Annotated in this window: 19 protein-coding genes and 1 pseudogene; 17 read left to right on the forward strand and 3 right to left on the reverse strand. The window is 35.7% G+C overall.

Annotation, left to right across the window (positions count from 1 at the left end; genetic code table 11):
- Nucleotides 1-21: 21 nt before the first annotated feature.
- Nucleotides 22-1,102, reverse strand: a pseudogene (locus AAHI02_RS04965) (DNA replication/repair protein RecF).
- A gap of 3 nt (nucleotides 1,103-1,105) precedes the next feature.
- Entirely contained in the window at nucleotides 1,106-1,861 is a 756-nt protein-coding gene (locus AAHI02_RS04970) for a hypothetical protein (protein ID WP_346985704.1), read from the reverse strand.
- Between the two features lie 19 nt (nucleotides 1,862-1,880).
- Between AAHI02_RS04970 and AAHI02_RS04975 the strand changes: the two genes are divergently transcribed.
- From AAHI02_RS04975 to AAHI02_RS05040, 14 genes are all read left to right on the forward strand, one after another.
- Entirely contained in the window at nucleotides 1,881-2,213 is a 333-nt protein-coding gene (locus tag AAHI02_RS04975; protein WP_346985705.1) for a hypothetical protein, read from the forward strand.
- Complete coding sequence (locus AAHI02_RS04980; RefSeq protein ID WP_346985706.1) at nucleotides 2,191-2,505, forward strand: hypothetical protein; 315 nt, start codon at nucleotides 2,191-2,193, stop codon at nucleotides 2,503-2,505. Before AAHI02_RS04975 ends, AAHI02_RS04980 begins: the two co-directional genes overlap by 23 nt.
- A complete protein-coding gene (locus AAHI02_RS04985) occupies nucleotides 2,495-6,304 on the forward strand; it encodes an alpha-2-macroglobulin family protein (RefSeq protein WP_346985707.1) in 3,810 nt (1,269 codons plus the stop codon). The genes AAHI02_RS04980 and AAHI02_RS04985 overlap by 11 nt, the downstream gene beginning before the upstream one ends.
- Nucleotides 6,264-6,599 carry a hypothetical protein gene (locus AAHI02_RS04990; RefSeq protein WP_346985708.1) on the forward strand — a complete coding sequence of 112 codons (336 nt, stop codon included), beginning with the start codon at nucleotides 6,264-6,266 and terminating at the stop codon, nucleotides 6,597-6,599. Before AAHI02_RS04985 ends, AAHI02_RS04990 begins: the two co-directional genes overlap by 41 nt.
- Nucleotides 6,574-7,755 carry a hypothetical protein gene (locus AAHI02_RS04995; protein ID WP_346985709.1) on the forward strand — a complete coding sequence of 394 codons (1,182 nt, stop codon included), beginning with the start codon at nucleotides 6,574-6,576 and terminating at the stop codon, nucleotides 7,753-7,755. Before AAHI02_RS04990 ends, AAHI02_RS04995 begins: the two co-directional genes overlap by 26 nt.
- 158 nt (nucleotides 7,756-7,913) lie before the next feature.
- Nucleotides 7,914-8,369 (forward strand): DinB family protein, encoded by a 456-nt coding sequence (locus AAHI02_RS05000; protein WP_346985710.1) that lies wholly within the window; start codon nucleotides 7,914-7,916, stop codon nucleotides 8,367-8,369.
- A 59-nt stretch (nucleotides 8,370-8,428) separates the two neighbouring features.
- Nucleotides 8,429-8,800: a VOC family protein gene (locus AAHI02_RS05005; protein WP_346985711.1), complete on the forward strand. Its 372-nt coding sequence runs from the start codon at nucleotides 8,429-8,431 to the stop codon at nucleotides 8,798-8,800.
- Nucleotides 8,801-8,827: 27 nt separating this feature from the next.
- A complete protein-coding gene (locus tag AAHI02_RS05010; RefSeq protein ID WP_346985712.1) occupies nucleotides 8,828-9,277 on the forward strand; it encodes a VOC family protein in 450 nt (149 codons plus the stop codon).
- A gap of 151 nt (nucleotides 9,278-9,428) precedes the next feature.
- Nucleotides 9,429-10,103, forward strand: a complete 675-nt coding sequence (locus tag AAHI02_RS05015; RefSeq protein WP_346985713.1) for a DUF2490 domain-containing protein — start codon at nucleotides 9,429-9,431, stop codon at nucleotides 10,101-10,103.
- A gap of 233 nt (nucleotides 10,104-10,336) precedes the next feature.
- Nucleotides 10,337-10,852: a DUF2975 domain-containing protein gene (locus AAHI02_RS05020; protein ID WP_346985714.1), complete on the forward strand. Its 516-nt coding sequence runs from the start codon at nucleotides 10,337-10,339 to the stop codon at nucleotides 10,850-10,852.
- 1 nt (nucleotide 10,853) lies between these two features.
- Complete coding sequence (locus tag AAHI02_RS05025) at nucleotides 10,854-11,060, forward strand: helix-turn-helix transcriptional regulator (protein WP_346985715.1); 207 nt, start codon at nucleotides 10,854-10,856, stop codon at nucleotides 11,058-11,060.
- 121 nt (nucleotides 11,061-11,181) lie between these two features.
- Nucleotides 11,182-12,054 (forward strand): ABC transporter ATP-binding protein, encoded by an 873-nt coding sequence (locus AAHI02_RS05030; RefSeq protein WP_346985716.1) that lies wholly within the window; start codon nucleotides 11,182-11,184, stop codon nucleotides 12,052-12,054.
- A gap of 79 nt (nucleotides 12,055-12,133) precedes the next feature.
- Nucleotides 12,134-14,353, forward strand: coding sequence for an ABC-2 transporter permease (locus AAHI02_RS05035; protein WP_346985717.1), 2,220 nt, complete (start codon nucleotides 12,134-12,136; stop codon nucleotides 14,351-14,353).
- A 7-nt stretch (nucleotides 14,354-14,360) separates the two neighbouring features.
- Nucleotides 14,361-15,233, forward strand: coding sequence for a M1 family aminopeptidase (locus tag AAHI02_RS05040; RefSeq protein WP_346985718.1), 873 nt, complete (start codon nucleotides 14,361-14,363; stop codon nucleotides 15,231-15,233).
- A 134-nt stretch (nucleotides 15,234-15,367) separates the two neighbouring features.
- Here the strand turns inward: AAHI02_RS05040 and AAHI02_RS05045 are convergent, their stop codons facing one another.
- The gene (locus AAHI02_RS05045) at nucleotides 15,368-16,039 is read right to left on the reverse strand and encodes a hypothetical protein (RefSeq protein ID WP_346985719.1); all 672 of its coding nucleotides are present in this window, start codon (nucleotides 16,037-16,039) and stop codon (nucleotides 15,368-15,370) included.
- Nucleotides 16,040-16,462: 423 nt separating this feature from the next.
- On the opposite strand from AAHI02_RS05045, the gene AAHI02_RS05050 reads away from it, so the two are divergent.
- From AAHI02_RS05050 to AAHI02_RS05060, 3 genes are all read left to right on the forward strand, one after another.
- Entirely contained in the window at nucleotides 16,463-17,329 is an 867-nt protein-coding gene (locus AAHI02_RS05050) for an AraC family transcriptional regulator (RefSeq protein ID WP_346985720.1), read from the forward strand.
- 73 nt (nucleotides 17,330-17,402) lie between these two features.
- The gene (locus AAHI02_RS05055) at nucleotides 17,403-18,455 is read left to right on the forward strand and encodes a hypothetical protein (RefSeq protein ID WP_346985721.1); all 1,053 of its coding nucleotides are present in this window, start codon (nucleotides 17,403-17,405) and stop codon (nucleotides 18,453-18,455) included.
- A 147-nt stretch (nucleotides 18,456-18,602) separates the two neighbouring features.
- Complete coding sequence (locus AAHI02_RS05060; protein WP_346985722.1) at nucleotides 18,603-19,166, forward strand: DUF6624 domain-containing protein; 564 nt, start codon at nucleotides 18,603-18,605, stop codon at nucleotides 19,164-19,166.
- Nucleotides 19,167-19,294 lie beyond the last annotated feature (128 nt).

A 19,294-nucleotide genomic window follows, 5' to 3' on the forward strand; every position in this document is an offset into this window, starting at 1 on the left:
TTATTGACTTTCAGGAACGGATTATAATTCAAAAATAATACTTTCTTCATTGATTTTTTTGACAACACTTTCCGTGCGTTCCTTGTGGGTATCTGTAATGAAAATCTGTCCGAAATTTTCCTGATTTACCAGCTCAATCAGCTGGGAAACCCTGTTGTCATCAAGCTTGTCGAAAATATCATCCAGAAGAAGAATCGGTGTTTTCTTTGTTAATTCCTTTACCAGGCTCATCTGCGCAAGTTTTAGAGAAATAAGGAAAGATTTTTGCTGTCCCTGAGAACCAACCTTTTTGATCAGAACAGAATTCATCTCAAAAAGAAGATCATCTTTGTGAATACCTTTTGAAGTATAAGTAAGCATTCTGTCACGTTCAATACTTTCTTTCAGCAGATTTTCAAAAGAATTTTCCAACAAATGTGATTCGTAAATGACAGAGACATTTTCCATTCCTCCGGAAATAATCTTGTAAAAACTCTGAACAATCGGGTTTAGTTTTTCTACGAAATCTCTTCTTTTAATAAATATTTTCGTCCCTAATTTTGTAATAGGATCATCATAAATTTCCAATGAATCTTTGTCCCAAACTCTGTTTTTGGCAAAATATTTCAATAAAGCATTTCTTTGCTGAACCACTTTCTGGTACTGAATGAGATCAAAAAGATATTCCGAATCCGTCTGTGAAATCATGGCATCCAGAAACTTTCTCCTGCTCTCTCCGGAATCTGAAATTAAATTAGAATCATAGGGAGAAATCATCACACTGGGAAGATAACCGATGTGATCTGCAAGTCTGTCGTAGCTTTTATCGTTCTTTTTAATGATTTTTTTCGCTTCTTTCGGCTGTGAAATTTTAATGATGTCTTCACTTTCTTCATTCATGATTTCTGCATCGATCGTGAAAAAATCTTCATCATGCCGAATATTGTTGAGGTCAGTATTTCCCAAAAAAACTTTTTCCGACCGAAAGATAATGCAGGGCATCAAGAATATTGGTTTTTCCCACACCGTTGTTTCCCACAAAACAGTTAATCTGCGGGGAAAATTCAAATTTTTTCTCGGAATGGTTCTTGAAATTATACAGCGAAAGTTTCTTGATAATCATTCGTCAAAAATACTTCATTATTACTGAAAATAAAAAAGGAAGTGCAGAGCAGGTTTCCACACCAAACGAAAAATAGACCTCATCTCTTTCATTTTCAGAAAAATAAATTAAAATATAAGTAATGATGCCTGAAAGAAAAAACGATAGAGAATAATTAAATGCGAGATACTGAGCAGCAAGTATATTGCTTAGGAAAATCAATATATAAGCGATATATTTTGTATTCTGAACTCCGATAATCGTCGGAAATGTTTTTACAGTATCGACTTTCATATCACGGATGTCAAAAGGCAGAACCAATGCGGTAATGAAAAAGAAACTGATCAGAAATATAGGAATACTGAATTCCGGCAATGTCAGCCAGCAATTTACCAAAGCCCAAACAAGTCCCACATAAAAGATCTTTAACAAAGGAATTTTACGGATATAAACATCCAGGAAAAAGCTGTTGTAGAGCAGTCCCAAAACGACAATTACGAGCCATTTCAAAAGTCTGATGCTGTTATGGTTATGGATGATAAGAAAAGCACAGACAATTCCTGCGATGGCATTAATAAGTAATATGACAGGGAAATGTCTGGTGTTCTGATATTTGGTATAAAGATACCCGCTAAAATAAGTAATAAAAATAAATACCACAGTAGGCCATCGGAACGTGTTTTGCTCTTGCATAAAGAATACTGCGAATAGAGTTCCCATTAAAGACACATACAATTGGCTGTCTATAATGGTTTTTTTCAGTATTTTTAATAAATTCATTAGATCAAAAATAACATTTATGAAAAGATTATCCAAGGGTTTTATATTTTTCCTTCTGTTGTTGGGTTCAACGATGTTCTATGCACAGAAATATTACGATGAACAATGGAAAAAAATTGAAGAGAGTAGCAAAAAAGGAACCTTAAAATCCAATCTTCCTACTATTCTGGATATCCAAAATCACGCCATGAAAGATAACAATACCCTTCAACTTATTCGTTCCTTAAAAGCAGAATTCTCCATTGTAAACCAAACGAGAGAAGATGAACAGAATAATGCTGTGTCAAAGTTTTTCAGCAAACTGTCGGACATCGAAAAACAGTTGAAAGGTGACGAAAAAAATTATTTATAAAGTTTTAATAAATGGTTTTATTATCGATTATTACAGTCATAACAGTTGGAAAATCAATGGCAGGACAAATATAAATTCTCAGGATATTACGCAGATCGAAACCTGGAGCAAAATGGATTTTAAAAATTACATTACCAAAAGCTTTAAAGAACTTGATCAGCAGAAAACTGAAATGAAGAAGATTGAGCTGGTACCTTATCAATCACTGTTTACCAATATTCTGTCAATTTCCTTTTTCCCGACACTGGCAGACTGGTATGCGCTCAAAAAAAGTAGATTTCTTGTCCAATAACGGACTTTTTACTAAAAACGAATTGGCAGACAACCATAAACAGATTAATGACATTTTCAATGAATTAATTGCACAGAACAATGGTAACTCCAAGTTATATTTTATGCATCAGAAATTGCAGGAGAACTGTAACTACAATCAATGTAAAGATAAACTTCAGCAGCTCAATACTCTTTTGAATTCTGATACCAAAGGTGATTATAAAGTACTCATCATGGACGATATCATGAATGAATTACTGGCCAAAAAGCAGGAGAAAGAAGCACTCGAAATTGCCGCAAAAGCCAGATCCCAATATCCTCAATCGCCGTTTATCGAAAATATTAAAAATAAGGAAGAGCAGATCAAACTCATTTCTTTAAACATAAAATATGAACAGCAGACACAGAGCAATAAAGCTATTCATTTTGTTGCCGAATATAAAAATCTAAGCAATTTTTCTCTGAATATTTACAAAGTAACAGATGATCTTAAATCATTTTTACAGTATTCAAGAAATCCTTATCCTGAAATGTTTGAGAAAGTAAAAAAAGATCTCGTAAAAAAAGAAACGTATCAGCTTTCTGATCCTAAAGATTACCAGTTACACAAAACTTCTCTCGAAATAAAACCGCTTCCATCAGGAATTTATGTGGCAGAATATATAGTAAATGACGGAACCAACGACAAAAATCAGAATTTTTATTTCTTTGTGTCTGATCACAAAATCATTTATAAAAATAAAATTGACGGAAATCTTTCTGCTAACGAACTGAAATTAGTCAGCAGCGAAAACGGTGAGCCAATATCCAATGAAAGTCTTGCGTTTTATGAATTTTCCGGAAATTCTGTTTTAAATAAGACTACCGGCAAAACTGATGGCAACGGAGTTTTCAGATTTCCTTCTTCATCAAATAAAGAATATTACAGAGCATTCCTGATTCAACAGCCAAAAACGAATGATTTTCAAATCATGCAAGTCTATGGAAATAATTATAATGATGAATTTGATATTGATGATGAATTACATACAAAGACTCAGATTTTTACGGACAGAGCTATTTACAGACCGGGGCAGACTGTTTACTTTAAAGTTATCAATACAAAAATCAATAAAGATGTAGAGTCTGTAGACGCAGGATTAAAGCAAAAAATTACTTTAGGTGATGCCAATGGTAAAGAAGTCTCATCCCAAAACTTTACCACCAATGAGTTTGGTTCCTATCATGGAAGTTTTGTACTTCCTAAAGGCAAACTGAATGGTGAGTTTTATTTGAGCACCGATGGTGAAACGCCTGTATTCAAAGGATTCAGTGTAGAAGAATATAAAAGACCAAAGTTTGAAGTAAGTTTCGAACCTGTAAAAGACGAATATAAATACGGCCAGACTATTGAGCTGAAAGGTAAGGCAACAACCTTTTCAGGAATTGCTTTAAACAATACGAAAGTGAATTATGAAATTAAAAAACGTAATATTCGCTGGAGATATTTTTGGTGGTATCCACAGGGGAATGATAACGAGAATTCTATTCTTGGAGAAACTAAGACTAATGAAAAAGGTGAATTTGTCATCCGCCTGGAACTAAAAAAAGATGAACAGCTGGAAGGAATTCAGATTGATAATTATGAAATCAATGCTTCCGTTACCGATATTAATGGTGAGACACAGTCTGCAGAAACGCAGTTGAAAGTCGCTTCAGTATCTCATTACATCAAAGCAGATGAAATAAAAGATGTTTTTTCTGACGAAAATGTGAAATTAAAGGTTGAAACCAAGAATTATAATGAGCAGAATTTAAAAAAATCCTATCATGTAAAGCTATCAAAACTTCAGGCTCCGGACAGGATTTTCAGGAGTAATTTTAAAGATGCAGTACAGAATCTTCCGTTATTTTCAAAAGAAGAATTTATCAGAAAATTCCCTCATGATCTTTATGATAAAAATGATGAGCCTGAGAATTGGAAATCAACATTAGTTTTTGAAAAAATACAACAACCGTCAACTGGCAACCAAACTCCAACAACCGATCTTGATTTAGGTAAATTGGATGCCGGTGATTACCAGCTTGAATTATACAATATCGAAGGAAGAGATACCATTAAAACGTCCCAGTATTTCAGTGTTTGGGATAAAAATAGCCTGAAAGCCAACCAGAAAACATTCCTTACCACTTTACAGCCAAAAACAGAATTTTCAAGAGGAGAAAAAGCTAAAATTTATGTGTACTCTGCGGTTCCGAATGCTTTGGTAAACATCTATATTCAGGATGGTTCCGGGAAAACCGTTTACGATATTCAGAAAATTAAAAACGGCAAACTGGAATATGCTGTTGATATTCCTAAAGATAAAGCTGTATCGGCAGTTAATATTCAATTCCAGGTTGTGGCGTACAATGATGTTCAGACGGCAACGGTAAATTTAAAAATTAAAGACTCCGAACAGCCGTTAAAAATTGAGACTACAACTTTCAGAGACAAACTTGAGCCTAACGTAAAAGAAAAATGGTCGGTGAAAGTTTCAGGAAGTGATAAAGAAAAAATCAATGCTGAGGTGCTGGCCAATATGTATGATATGTCGCTGGATCAGTTTGCGGTCAATAGTTTTACATGGGAAAAATTGTACAGACCTTATTCTTTGGTGACCATGTATGATTTCAGAGACAATCTTTTAACGAAATATTATCAACAGAGAATAAAATTCTTCAACGGAAATTATGTGGAAGTTCCTCAGTTTAACTGGTTCGACAGAAATGGTTTGATGGTATTACAGGGAAGAGCATCCGGAGTTAATATTAGAGGAGTTGCCAGTCCTGCGCCGCCCGACAGTGCAATTAGTCAAAATGTTGAAGAAGTTGTAATGATTGGTGGCTATGCTAAAAAGAGAGAAGTTGCTGCTACAGCTTCGGAAGTTATTGCTGATGATAAAGTCTTAGATAAAGAAGATTTAGAAAAAGTTTCCGTTCGCCAAAATCTTAACGAAACAGCATTCTTTTATCCTGACCTGAAAACCGATGCTGAAGGAAATGTTAATTTTGAATTTACTTCTCCTGAAGCCTTAACCAAATGGAAACTGATGTTCCTTGCTCACACCAAAGATGCCAAAGCAGCGGTGTTGGAAAAAGAGGTCATCACGCAGAAAGAATTTTCCGTAACGCCGAATTATCCTAGATTTTTGAGAGAAGGGGATGAATTAAATTTACAGTCGAAACTTTCGAATTTAACGAATAAAAAGCTGAATGGTTCAGCAATATTGCAGATTCTGGATGCGTTTACCAATGAAGAAATATCTTCAAAATTCGGAGTAAGCGCTGCTCCTCAGAATTTTGAAATTGGCGAAAATGGAAATTCTGCATTAACCTGGAAATTAAAAGTTCCTGAAAATGTTTCTTCCGTCATCATCAAAGTTATCGCTAAAGCGGGCTCATATTCTGATGGTGAACAACAGGCGATTGCCATTCTGCCGAACAGAATGCTCATAACTGATGCGGTTCCGGTTTTTGTAAAAGAAGGCGAAACCAAAACATTTGAACTTGAAAATCTCAAAAATGCAAATTCAAACACGATTTCGAATATTTCCAATACACTGGAACTGACGACCAATCCGATTTGGGAAATTATGTTTGCTCTTCCGAGCCTTAAAAATGATCCCAATAATTCTGCGGATGTAATCTTTAACAAATGGTTTGCCGATGTTTTAGCGTTAGAGATTTTTAAAGCCAATCCAAAGATGAAAACCGTATTTGAAGAGTATCAGAATAAAGGTTTACTGAATTCAAATCTTGAAAAAAAATCAGGAACTGAAACAATTGTTATTGGATGAGACACCATGGGTGCTGGAAAGTAATAACGAACAGGAACAAATGCAAAAGCTCGCATTACTTTTTGATGCCAATACGATGAAAAATTCTATCAGTCAGGATTGGGAGGAACTCAAAAAACTTCAGAATCCGGATGGTGGTTTCTCATGGTATCAGGGATATCCGAGTTCTTACTCAACATCATTGTACATCCTGAAAAACTTAGGCAAAATCAATGTATGGTTAAAAGATCAGGCTAAAGAGTATCAAAATGCAACGCAAAAAAGAACTGGTGAAAAATCTAATTACTTATGTTGATTATGAGATCAATACCTATTATGATGCAAAAACGCAGGAGGTTTGGACCAACTGGGCACTCGACTATCTGGATGCCAGAAATTATTGGGAGAAAGAATATCCTTTAAAGGGTAACGCAGCTACTTTAAAATCTTTGGTAAAGCAAAAAGCAAAAACGGCAAAGCTTACTGATTTCACATTCTTCGGGCTTCACCGTGCGGCATTATTGATGAATGATTATGGGCTGAAAGATGTTTCAGATAAGCTGATGAGATATTTAAAAGAAACCTCTGTAGAAACCAAAACCCAGGGAGTTTACTGGAAACAGAATCTTGACGGTTGGGGATGGTTTAGTTCCAAAGTGGTAAACCAGGCCGGCGCGTTGGAAGCGTTTAACAGATTGCAGCCCAATGATCAGAAATTCATTGAAGAGATGAAAATCTGGCTGATTACCCAAAAAGAAGTTAATTCGTGGGGCAGTTCAAGAGGAACGGCAGAAGTTATCTTTACCATCTTGAATTCCGGAAAATCCTGGACCTCTGCGGAAAGCGATAAAGCAAAAATTGTTTGGGGCGGAAAAGAATTAAAACCTGAAACTCAGGCCACAGGATATGTAAAATCAACTGTAAAATCAGATATTTTGAATAAAAATCTTGCTCAGGTTACTGTTTCAAAACCTGGTCCGGGAATTGTGCAGGGTGGATTGTTCTGGCAGCACTACGAAGATCTGGATAAAATAAAATCCTCTGAAAATTACATTTCCGTAACCAAAGAACTTTACAGAAAAATAAAAACAGTGAACGGTGAAGAATTACAGAAGATCTCTCCGGAAACTCCATTAAAAGTTGGAGATAAAGTAACCGTAAGAATGGTTCTGAATACGGATCGTCCGATGGAATTTATCCATATCAAAGACATGAGAGCGGCAGGATTTGAGCCTGTAGATGTATTATCTGGTTACCAATGGAAAAATAGTCTGGGATATTACCAGTCAACCAAAGATGCGTCCACGAATTTTTACATTCAGTATCTGCCGAAAGGAAAATATGTGTTTGAATATGATTATTTGGCCAATGCTTCAGGAAAATTCTCAAACGGAATTACAACCATTCAGAATTATTATGCGCCGCAAATGAATGCGCATACTAAAGGAACTGAAGTGCAGATTTCGGAATAATTTCAAATAAATTTTTCGCTAACCTAAAATACCCTTGAAACCCTGATTTTCAAGGGTATTTTTTATAAATCAAATAAACGGTAATATTCTTTTTTATAAATGGTTTAAAAAATAATCTGAAAAACTGATATATTTGTTTTTTAACATTTTACTAAACTATGGAAAACGTTTTTGATGCCAAAGTAGCTCAGAATTATATTGACAGAATCAACAAGCTTACCCCGGAGACACAACCGGAGTGGGGAAAAATGACCGTTGATCAGATGCTGGCGCACTGCTCCGTATCGTATGAAATGGTTTATGAACCCGAGAAACATAAAAAGCCCGGAAGCATTGCCAAATTTATCCTGAAAACATTTTTAAAACCTAAAGTTACCGGAGAGAAATCTTATCCGAAAAACAGTCCTACCGCACCACAGTTTATTATTACAGAAAGAAAGAATTTCGAGGAAGAAAAGAAAAGACTGATCGGCTTTATCCAGAAAACCCAGCAATTAGGAGCATCGGCTTTTGATGGAAAGGAATCTTTCTCCTTCGGAAAACTCAAAGCGCAGGAATGGAATAATATGTTTGCCAAACACCTGAATCATCATCTGGGACAATTTGGCGTTTAAAATTTCTCGTCTAAAGATTTAAAGTCGTTTTTAAATAATAATTAAAAGATAAAATACAAATGGAACTAGGAGCTTTCTCAATAAGTTTAAGCGTAAAGGATCTTCAGAAATCCAAAGCGTTTTATGAAAAATTAGGATTCAGTCATATGGCGGGGGAAATGGATCATAATTATCTTATCATGAAAAACGGAGATCATATTATCGGACTTTTTCAGGCGATGTTTGATGGTAATATGCTTACTTTTAATCCCGGCTGGGACCAGAATGCTCAGAATCTTGACAGTTTTGATGACGTTCGTGATATTCAGAAACATCTGAAAGAACAGGGCATTGAGCTTCAGAAAGAAGCCGATGAAAGTACTTCCGGACCCGAACATATTTACCTTAAAGACCCCGACGGAAATATGATCCTCATAGATCAGCACAGATAGATTTAACAATAAAAAATTAACACAATTATGGCAACAGTAAATGTTTACTTAACATTCAACGGAAACTGTAGACAGGCTTTTGAATTTTACGGATCGGTTTTCGGAGTAGAAATTCCTTATATGGGTACTTTTGGAGAGATGCCCCCGATGGAAGGCAAAGAAACTCCTGAAGAAGACAAAGACAAGATCATGCACGTCACTCTTCCAATCTCCAAAGAAACTGTATTGATGGGAAGCGATACCGGCGGTGAGTGGGCTTCTCATTTCAAAGAAGGAAATAATTTTTCAATCTCTATCAACGCAGAAGCTAAAGAAGAAGCTGATAAACTATTTAATGGTCTTTCTGAAGGCGGAAACATTACGATGCCAATGGCTGATACTTTCTGGGGCGCTTACTTCGGAATGTTTACCGATAAATTCGGGATTAACTGGATGGTGAATTATGATGATCCTGCAAAAGCACAGCAGCATCCTTAGTACAGTTCATATAAAAATACAAGCCGGCCATAAACAGCCGGTTTTTTTATGGGATAAAATCAGGTTTGTTATTATAAATATTTTCCCTATTATTGATAATCAGCATTGATTTTAATAATTTAATAGATTTTAATAATAAATATAAAACGGTATGAAAGTTATAAAAGCATTTGCAGTAAGCATTTTTATTTTAGGAACTTCGATGGTACAGGCTCAGAAAAACGATCTGGGCGCTTGGTATATGTATTTTGGAAACAATAAGATCAGTAAAAAACTAAACTGGCATAATGAAATTCAATATAGAAATTTTGATGCAGTAGGTGATCTTGAACAACTTCTTATCCGTACGGGAATTGGATATGACCTTACGGAAAACAATAATAATATTTTGCTCGGATATGGATTTATTTTAAGTCAGCCTTATCTTAATGGCGAAAAGACTGAAAATATTGAACACCGCATATTTCAACAGTATATTACAAAACAGAAATTCGGACGCTTCAATATTCAGCATCGGTATCGCCTGGAAGAGAGATTTCTGGAAGATGATTTCAGGATGAGGTTCAGGTATTTCTTAGGATTTAACATTCCGATCAACAATAAAGAACTTACGCCGAAAACTTTTTACGCATCGGCTTACAATGAAATTTTCCTGCACTTTAACAGTCCGGTTTTCGACAGAAACAGAGTTTATGGGGCTTTGGGATATGTAATCAACAAGAACATGAGGATTGAGGCGGGTTATATGAATCAGCTCCAGGAAAATAAAAACCGCGGACAGATTCAGATAGGTTTTTACAACAATATTCCTTTTACGAAAAACTGAAATTAAAACTTACGGAAATTCATGTGAAATAATGATAAATCTGATTAATAATATATTGTTTCGTTTTTTAATCATAACCCTTTTTAAACCTTTCTGAAAAACACATGGAAAAAAGCCAATCTGCCTTATTAGCTACGGTTTAACAAACATCAATTAAAATATTTTTTTTAAATTAATTAATGTTTTACGATAATTAATTATATATTTGCATTAATAAATTAATTGATCATACTATGAATCAGAATAAAAATATTTCAAAGATCCTGTATTACCTGTGTCTTATATTATCGGCAGGCTATCTCCTTACGTTTCTCTATTCGGTATTTTGCCTGTTGACCGGTTTTGCCGTAACGCCTTACAAAGAAGATCTATACCTGCATATTAATTATCCATTTACAGAGCAGCCATTTCTCAACATCGAAAATAATTATTCTTATATCGTCCTGTCTTTTTTGATGGTTCTCTTAACTTACGGAATCTTTTTCTGGTTGTCGGCAAAGGTGTTTAAGGTCTTCTTTCAGTCAAAATTATTTACCGAAGAAAATATCGTACACCTCAAAAGATTTTATAGCTACAACATTTTCTTCCCTTTACCAATAGTCATTATAGCAAGTTTCTTTGTAGAAGTGGAAAGTTTCATTTGGGGGCTGGTCTTTATCCATTTCATGCTGGGAATTTTCTGTTTCTTCCTTGCTAATATTTTTAAACAGGGCCTACATTTACAAAACGAACAAGATCTATTTATATAAAATGCCAATCATCATCAACTTAGACGTCATGCTTGCCAAACGAAAAATGCAGAGTAAAGAATTGGCAGACAAAATAGGAATTAGTAATGTGAATCTTTCTGTTCTTAAAACAGGAAAAGCTAAAGGCGTGCGTTTCGATACGCTGGAAGCAATCTGCAAAGCTTTGGAATGCCAACCCGGGGATATTCTTGAGTATAAAGAAGAATAATTAAAACAAATCAAAAGCTTCGTGACCTTTAGTCAATTAAGCTTTATCATCAACACTTTTACGAACAATTTGAAAAGCAATGGAAACGTTGCCAGGAATTCTATGACCTAAAATCAATCCTATGAATACTTTAACAATTAACAATCTAAGCCTCACCTACAAAAATGGTTTTCAAGCTATTAAAGACATTTCTTTAAAAATAGATAACGGAATGTTCGGTTTATTGGGACCCAACGGAGCCGGAAAATCATCACTGATGAAAACAATCGTTGGACTGCAGAAACCAAGTTCGGGAACAATAATATTCAACGGAGTCGATGTTTCCCAAAACCCCGATCACATCAAACAAAATCTAGGATTTCTTCCTCAGGATTTTGGCGTTTATCCCAAAGTTTCTGCGTATGATCTTTTACAGCACATTGCTTTATTAAAAGGGATCAGCAATAATACAGAGCGGAATAACCAAATTTTAAGTCTGTTGGAGAAAGTCAATCTTTCTGATTTTAAAAACAAGGAAGTCCATACATTTTCCGGTGGAATGCGGCAGCGTTTTGGTATTGCTCAGGCATTGCTGGGAAATCCTAAGATCATTATTGTTGACGAACCGACCGCCGGACTGGATCCCGAGGAACGAAACCGTTTCAATTCTTTACTCAGCGAGATCAGCAATGATGTGATCGTAATCCTTTCTACGCATTTGGTTGAAGATGTCCGGAATCTGTGTTCAGAAGTAGCCATTATCAATCAGGGAAAGCTCCCCGCAAAGGGAAATCCAAACGAATTGATTGCAGATCTGGAAAATAAGATCTGGTCAAAGCCCATCGAAAAAGATCAGCTGGAAAACTATCAATCCAACTACAGGATCATCAGCCAGCAATTGATCGAAAGAGAATTGTATATCACTGCCTTCTCAGAACAGTCGCTTCCTGATTTTACATCAGTACATCCTTTGCTGGAACACGTCTATTTCAACACACTTACCCAAAACTCATAGTTATGAATACTTTATTTTATTTGAGGTCAAACGTACAATCAAGCGTTGGCCTGCATATCTTATTGTCTTAATTCTACTATTGATCGGTATTTTCTGTGGAAACCGGTTCAATCTTACGGTTGGGGAAGGAATTTATTTAAATTCCCCTTACACTATAGGTTTTATGACAGGCTTACTGAGTTTGGTCATCATTTTTTTTGCGATAATTTTTGCCATTCAGGTGCTTTTTAAAGATTGGGATTCGAAATTTGATATTCTTATTTTCTCATATCCGTTTTCAAAGCGGACGTATTTATACGGAAAGTTTCTTACTTTTTTTGTGCAGACTTTTCTGAGTTTCGGATTTTTGATGATCGGATTTGTAATTGGACAAAATCTAAGAACGGGAAGTGAAATTCAACACTATTTTCATTTTTGGTATTACCTCTACCCTCTTTTAATTTTTGGAGGAATCAATTGCATTGTAGTCTGCAGCTTTTTGTTTTTCATTTCATTTACTACAAAGAAAAAGCTTCTGGTTGTTGTTGGCGGACTGTTTCTTTATGTTCTTTACATGGTCATCCTGGTGTTTTCCAATTCTCCTTTTATGGCAGGAAGTTTACCACAATCCCTGGAAACGCAGCAATTATCTGCATTAATCGATCCTTTCGGGATTTCATCCTATTTTTTTGAAGCAAGAACATTATCGGCTCAGCAAAAGAATGATTTTATTATACCATTTTCCGGATATTTATCGATCAACAGAATTGTTTTTCTTCTCATTTCAGCATTATTCTTAGTGTTGACCTACAGGCTGTTTTCATTCTCTCCCCGTTCTCAAAACAAAAATAAAAGTAAGAGCAAAAAGCAGGGGGCGAGTGTTTCTTTTACTAAAAATTCAGAACCTTTTAGAACCGCTAGATCTGCTTTTGGATTTATTTCTGATATAAAATCCGTCTTGTCATTTGCAAAAATCGACCTCATTTACCTTTTTAAAAGCATCACCATTGCCGCCGTTTCTATTTTGCTCTTATTTTTTGTGGGAATGGAAATGTATGCCGAAATAGAAAAGGGAATTCGTCTTCCCCAGCAATATGCAAGCTCAGGATTGATGTCGACCACCATTTCTGAAAATTTTCATCTTTTGGGGATGCTGATCGTCATTTATTTTATTAACGACCTGTACTGGAGAAGCCATTCATCGGGGTTTTCACTGATTGAGAAAAGCACCTTTTTTTCTAAAAATAAACTGAACGGACATTTTCTGTCCATCACTATTTTATTTTTCTTTCTTACCGGTATTTTAATTATTGAAGGATTGATATTTCAGTTATTTTACAGTTATTTTCACATCGATTGGAATGCGTATTTAGGAGCAGTTTTGTTTAATACCTTTCCACTGATCCTTTTCTCAGCCTTTATTTTGCTGATCAATGACAATATCAAAAATCGATTTATAGCACTGGGAGTTTCTGTTATTGCCGGTTTTACATTTGCCGGACCTGTTTCAAAAAAAATCATTCCCAATCCATTATTGAGAATATTTTCTGATTATAAAGGTGTTTACAGTGATTTTAACGGATACGGACCCTATGCTTCAGCTTTTGCAGAACGACTGTTATTCGGTCTAGCTTTGATTGCTTGTTTTTGGCTAATCAATGAAGTTCTTAAAACAAAAAAAGGAAATATGAAACAAATCATTTTCACTGTCATTGTATTATCTATCGGAGCTTTTGCCGGAAATCTCTTTCTGAAAGGCCATATTCCTCAAAATGAAGATGAAAAGATGATACAGTCGGCTCAATACGAACAGAAATTCAAACACTATAAAAATCTTGCAGAACCGAACATTACAGACGTGACCACTCAAATACAGCTTTATCCATCTGAAAATTCGTATAAGATAAACGGAACATATAGTTTGTTGAATCAAACTGGGAAACCTATTGACAAGATTTTGATTAATTTCAATCCCAATCTCCAAATAGAATCAGCCCATTTCAACACGGATTCCGAATCAAAAAAAATCAATCAGGCAGTAACTGAAATTGATTTAAAACAACCTTTACAGCCTGGAGAAAAAGCCAATTTAAATTTTAAAATTTCCTATCAATGGTCAGCTGTCAATGGTCACGATTCATTCAATTCAATCATAGAAAATGGTTCTTTTATGAGAATCAGTCGATATTTCCCAACTTTCGGATACCAGGCCAATAACGAAATTGAAGATGAAGAAAAACGGGCAGAATTTAAGCTTGGAAAACAGTCTGAATTAAAAAAATTAGAAACTCCTGAAGTATTTAAAAAAAGATTTCATTAATCTGGATATGACCGTCTCCACAGAAAAGAACCAGACTGCTATAGGAACCGGAGATTTAATTCAACATTACAGTAAAGATAAAAGAAATTACTTTCATTATCGATCGAATAGAATTCCGTTTCGTTTTGCGGTTTCTTCTGCCAGATATCAGGCAAAAAGCATCGTTTATAAAGGGATAACAATCAATATTTTTTATAACAAAAAACATTCGGAGAACGTAGATCATTTACTTGAAAATGCAAAAATCACATTGGATTACTGTACACAGAATTTTGGGAAATATCCGTTCAAAACCATCAGTTTTGCAGAAGTTTCTTCTTTTACCAAAGGTTTTGCAGCTACTGCTTATCCATCGACAATCTTTATGACGGAAGATATGCTTTTCCATGCTAATATTCACGCCGATCAAAATCAGGATGTCATCAATGAACTTGCCGGACATGAACTTTCGCATCTCTGGTGGGGAAACAGCCAGATCGATCCGGACGACAGAGAAGGCGCGACAATGTTAACTGAAACATTGGCCATGTACACAGAAATGATGATCTACAAAAAAATGCACGGAAAGGAAAAAATGCTGGAAAAATTAAAAGTACATCAACAGATATTTGACAATGAAAAAGGTTTATCTGAAAATCAGCCACTGTACAAAGTGAGTGGTGAAAATACTCATATATCTTATTCAAAAGGTGCGGTGATTATGGTAAAATTAAGCGAACTGATTGGAGAAGATAATGTAAATAAAGCGCTTAAAAATTTTCTTTTGCATAATCAATATCCTAAAAAACCCACCACTTTGGATCTGCTTAGTGAGTTTTATAAAGTAAGTCCTGATGAAAAGGTTAAGAAGAAAATCTATAATTCATTCAGTTCTGAATAACTTTAAAACCTGTATATATCATCCAGATCATCGCCAGTCACATTTTAATAAATGGAAAAAATCCCTGCACTTTTATCATTGCGGGGATTTTTCCGATGAATATTTCAAACTCTAAATAATTTGTAGTTTATGTCTCAATCTTCCTTGGTCACCTTAACATCAGTAAAGTGTCCTAACGTTCCGGGGCCTATCCATAATCCGATACTTCCCCGAACATCTTTACCCTGCTTCAGGTCGTTGACGATCAAAGTAGGCTGAGAAGAACCATTAACATACAACCTTGCCGTCTCGTTCTTTACTACGATTTTTATTTTGATCCATTCCGCAGGCACTATATCTACATATGATTCATACTTTTCAGGTGTTTCCTTTCTTAGTTTTTCCCAAGGAAATCCCGGGATGGAAATATACTGGCTGGAGTGGTTTCTTCGAATCTGATCATCTGCACGTCCATTGGTAGGGCGTAAATAAAAAACTTCCATTTTAGAAGCATCTAAAGCTGCCCTGAAAGCAATACCCACAAACCCACGGGCTGTCTCTCCAGCGTTGGCCATGGGCTGGCCACTAATTGTAGCTTCAATAACGCCGTTATGAAAATCAACATTCCTGATAATCGCTAGTGTGTTGTCTCCAACGGCCTGACCCGGCATTTCCAAGGCAAGAGCATTTTTACCTTTATAGACAGATTTCTTGGCAGTTACCTGAAATGGCAGTACATCAGATGGTAATATGGCGCTATGCTGTGCTTTGGATTTTGAACCAAACACTAAACTAAACACCAAAATAAATAACAGCTTTTTAGTCATACGAAAGGTCATTTAAATATTTTGACCCGTCTAAAATAAGAAAAAAACGATTCCCATCTTCTCTAATTATTGAATTCCCGAATGTAAATTGAAAATTGTTTTTTATAAAACACTATATTTTTCACAGTACTGAAAAAAATTTTTGGTTTAGCAGTTTCCGGACTGAAAAATGGAAAGAAAGACCAAAGATACTTCCCGATGAAACGCATTCGATAAAATTTTTAAATCCTAAGATATCGGGAAAACAAAAAAAACAGAATGCCGGAGCAACCTGATAATTCTCTGATGCTGAAATACAGTTATTTAAAATCATGTCTATACAAGGTATTTAGATCGATTGAAATTCCTGTATTGTTTGAACAAAAGACAATCAAAATTTGTACTTTTATCAAATTCATTTGATCAGCAAGAGATTGTAAAGAAATGGCATCAGTCCCCAAAATTAAAACCTATCATTTTCTGCCCTGTAAATATGGTTCAGAGCTGTTATTAGATATCGGACGTATTGAAACATTGAAAAACTATGTATTAGACGGCACATTGCATCAACTTAGTTTTTACGAAATTATTTTTATTCAAGAGGGATTAGGAACCTTTGTATTGGACGAAAATAAAATATCAATACAACCACGAACAATTATTTTCACCAGCCCCGGACAAATTCGCCGCTGGGAGATTGAACAAGAGGTAAAAGGCTATACCCTGTTCTTTGAAAAAGATTTTCTCCATCTTTTTTTTTCGGATGAACTATTTCTGTACCGGTTTCAATACTTTCATCAGTATTCACATCCCGCCGAAATGCAGATATGTGAAACATCATTCGGGAAATGTCTGGAGCTTTTACATGAAATAGAACGGGAATTTGAACAGATTCAGAATGACAGCAATCATTTGATCAGATCCTTACTATATCAGCTGCTTATAGTTCTCAACCGTTATTATGCAGGTGTTTACAATGTTCAGCGGGATACCTATATCCATTCAGATTTCTATAGATTCCGGTCTTTACTGGAACAGAGATTTTTGGAGGATCAGACCGTCGAAGCCTATACCAAATTACTTAATATCAGCTCCGGATTCCTTAATAAAATCTGCAGACAGTTCAGTGGATTATCAGCACAGCAAATGATTCATCACAAGCTGATTTCAGAAATAAAGAGACAATTGCATCAAAATAAATCCGCAAAAGAGATTTGCTATGAATTTGGATTCTCAGATCCATCCAATTTTAACCGGTTCTTTAAAAAGTTCACCAATATAACTCCCCAGCAATACCGAAAGAAAATTTAAAATGACAATTTTAAAGATAAAATGACCTTTTTCAAGGATGTGAATGTTCCTAATTTTACAGAAAAAAAGGAACATGATAAAATCTACAACACTTAGTCTTTTATTTTGCGTGATGAGTATGCTTTGGGTAAAGGCAGAACAATTATATGTTAATCCCCAAACCGGAAACGACACCAATTCCGGAATAAAGTCCCAGCCACTAAAAACTCTTTCAGAGGCAGCCAGGCGCGTTAATGTAAACAAAGAGCAGGGAGAAACAACAATCATCCTTTCTGAAGGTGTTCACCTGTTAACCCAAACTGTCCTATTTACCAATGATAAATATACTTTTACCGACCGCCTTATTATTCGCGCGGAAGTCATGCCTGATGATCCAGACTGGACACCAAAAAAAATGCCTGTTGTAATAACCGTTGCACCCCTCGAACCGGGGGTAGGCGGAGAAGAAGCTAAAGGCATACAACCTGAAGTAAGCCATGTGACCATTGAAGGTCTGCGGTTTACAGGCAGTCCTGATTATACTTATCTCGATAGTAATAATTTACGCCGATCTTACCCCATCTGGCGTGACGGAAAAAACCTGGATGATTTGCTTGTGACACAATGTCTGTTCGCCGGGAATGTAGATGTATTACCATTACATGTCGGAGTTATAGCAAATGGCTATGGTTTGGTGATCGATCATTGTGTTTTTTTCAACTGTAAAATCCCTGTTGTCTTCTGGAAAAACGATGGAAAGACCGGTAGCCGTAGTGCCATGCGACATTCGTTGGTATATGGCGGCTATTTTTGCGGTGTCTGGACTACACAAGGTACCAACGGAGACGATTTCGACTTTCATCATAACATCATCGCCAATACGAGTACCATTTGGATAAGAGAAAAAGGAAGTACACGACGCTATAAGGCTTCTGACTGCATTTTTGTGAATTATAATAAACTGGCAGGATATGGAAGCGGACCATTAAGCGACAGTGATGCCACCTCAACAGATTTTCTGGAAATGAAAAATGTACAGACCACCGGAACTGTAGTCATCGAAAAAGATCAGAGTAAACGTAATTACCTCCAATTGGCAGAGGGTTCTACAGGTTTAAACTTACAAGCAGGACTTTTTAAAAAATGAAATAGAAATTAAATCTGATACAAACTATTTTCATTATTGAATAAGAAATTGCATGAACCATCTGAAATACAATTAACAAACCGGTAAACATTCAGGCAAAAGTTCCGATGATTTTTTTAATTTTGAGTCAATAGATACATTGAAATCATGGAAAAACCTGAATATGCCGAGGTATTAATTCAGCTGGCAAAAAAGGATCTGTCAGTCAGAGAAAAGCTTTTGAGGGAAAGTCAAATGGGTGGTGGCTATCATCCTGAGATGGAACAAATCCATCGCAAAAATGCAGAATCACTCCGGAATATCATCAAGGATATTGGTTTTCCTGGTATTTCAAAAGTGGGCGAAGAAGCGAACGAGGCAGCATGGCTGATTGTTCAGCATTCCATTGCAGAACCTGAATTCATGATGGCTTTTTATGGACTGATGAAAGAAAATGAAATGGATATCAATAAAAAGCATTTAGCATATCTCTATGACAGGATCCAGTATTTTCAGGGAAAACCTCAGCGCTTTGGGACCCAGATGAATGCAGATGGAAGCATCTACCCTGTTACCGATCCGGAAAACCTGAATACATTAAGATTGCAATATGATCTTCCTCCGGTATCTCAGGAAAATTTGGGCCGTATTGCTACCATTGAAGAGATCGAACGTATTGAGAACGAAAATCCGGACTATGTGCTTTGGAGAAATAATGTGGGCTGGAAATAATTAATGATATTTTTAAATCATCCATCTTGATTAAAAACAGACAAATGGCGCCACTGTGCTAAGTGACGCCATTTTTATGACTAATTATTTTAAAGGTATAATATTCTTACCGCTAAAATTTTTAAGTT

It is taken from the genome of Chryseobacterium sp. POE27, assembly GCF_039727685.1.
Lineage (GTDB): Bacteria > Bacteroidota > Bacteroidia > Flavobacteriales > Weeksellaceae > Chryseobacterium.

Bases quoted from the DNA above. Each gene is read 5' to 3' on its own strand.
- AAHI02_RS05055 (WP_346985721.1), top strand. From the start codon at position 17,403: ATGATAAAATCTACAACACTTAGTCTTTTATTTTGCGTGATGAGTATG.
- AAHI02_RS05000 (WP_346985710.1), top strand. From the start codon at position 7,914: ATGGAAAACGTTTTTGATGCCAAAGTAGCTCAGAATTATATTGACAGA.
- AAHI02_RS05010 (WP_346985712.1), top strand. From the start codon at position 8,828: ATGGCAACAGTAAATGTTTACTTAACATTCAACGGAAACTGTAGACAG.
- AAHI02_RS05045 (WP_346985719.1), bottom strand. From the start codon at position 16,039: ATGACTAAAAAGCTGTTATTTATTTTGGTGTTTAGTTTAGTGTTTGGT.
- AAHI02_RS05040 (WP_346985718.1), top strand. From the start codon at position 14,361: ATGACCGTCTCCACAGAAAAGAACCAGACTGCTATAGGAACCGGAGAT.
- AAHI02_RS04970 (WP_346985704.1), bottom strand. From the start codon at position 1,861: ATGAATTTATTAAAAATACTGAAAAAAACCATTATAGACAGCCAATTG.
- AAHI02_RS05015 (WP_346985713.1), top strand. From the start codon at position 9,429: ATGAAAGTTATAAAAGCATTTGCAGTAAGCATTTTTATTTTAGGAACT.
- AAHI02_RS05060 (WP_346985722.1), top strand. From the start codon at position 18,603: ATGGAAAAACCTGAATATGCCGAGGTATTAATTCAGCTGGCAAAAAAG.
- AAHI02_RS05050 (WP_346985720.1), top strand. From the start codon at position 16,463: ATGGCATCAGTCCCCAAAATTAAAACCTATCATTTTCTGCCCTGTAAA.
- AAHI02_RS05020 (WP_346985714.1), top strand. From the start codon at position 10,337: ATGAATCAGAATAAAAATATTTCAAAGATCCTGTATTACCTGTGTCTT.
- AAHI02_RS04975 (WP_346985705.1), top strand. From the start codon at position 1,881: ATGAAAAGATTATCCAAGGGTTTTATATTTTTCCTTCTGTTGTTGGGT.
- AAHI02_RS05030 (WP_346985716.1), top strand. From the start codon at position 11,182: ATGAATACTTTAACAATTAACAATCTAAGCCTCACCTACAAAAATGGT.
- AAHI02_RS05005 (WP_346985711.1), top strand. From the start codon at position 8,429: ATGGAACTAGGAGCTTTCTCAATAAGTTTAAGCGTAAAGGATCTTCAG.
- AAHI02_RS05025 (WP_346985715.1), top strand. From the start codon at position 10,854: ATGCCAATCATCATCAACTTAGACGTCATGCTTGCCAAACGAAAAATG.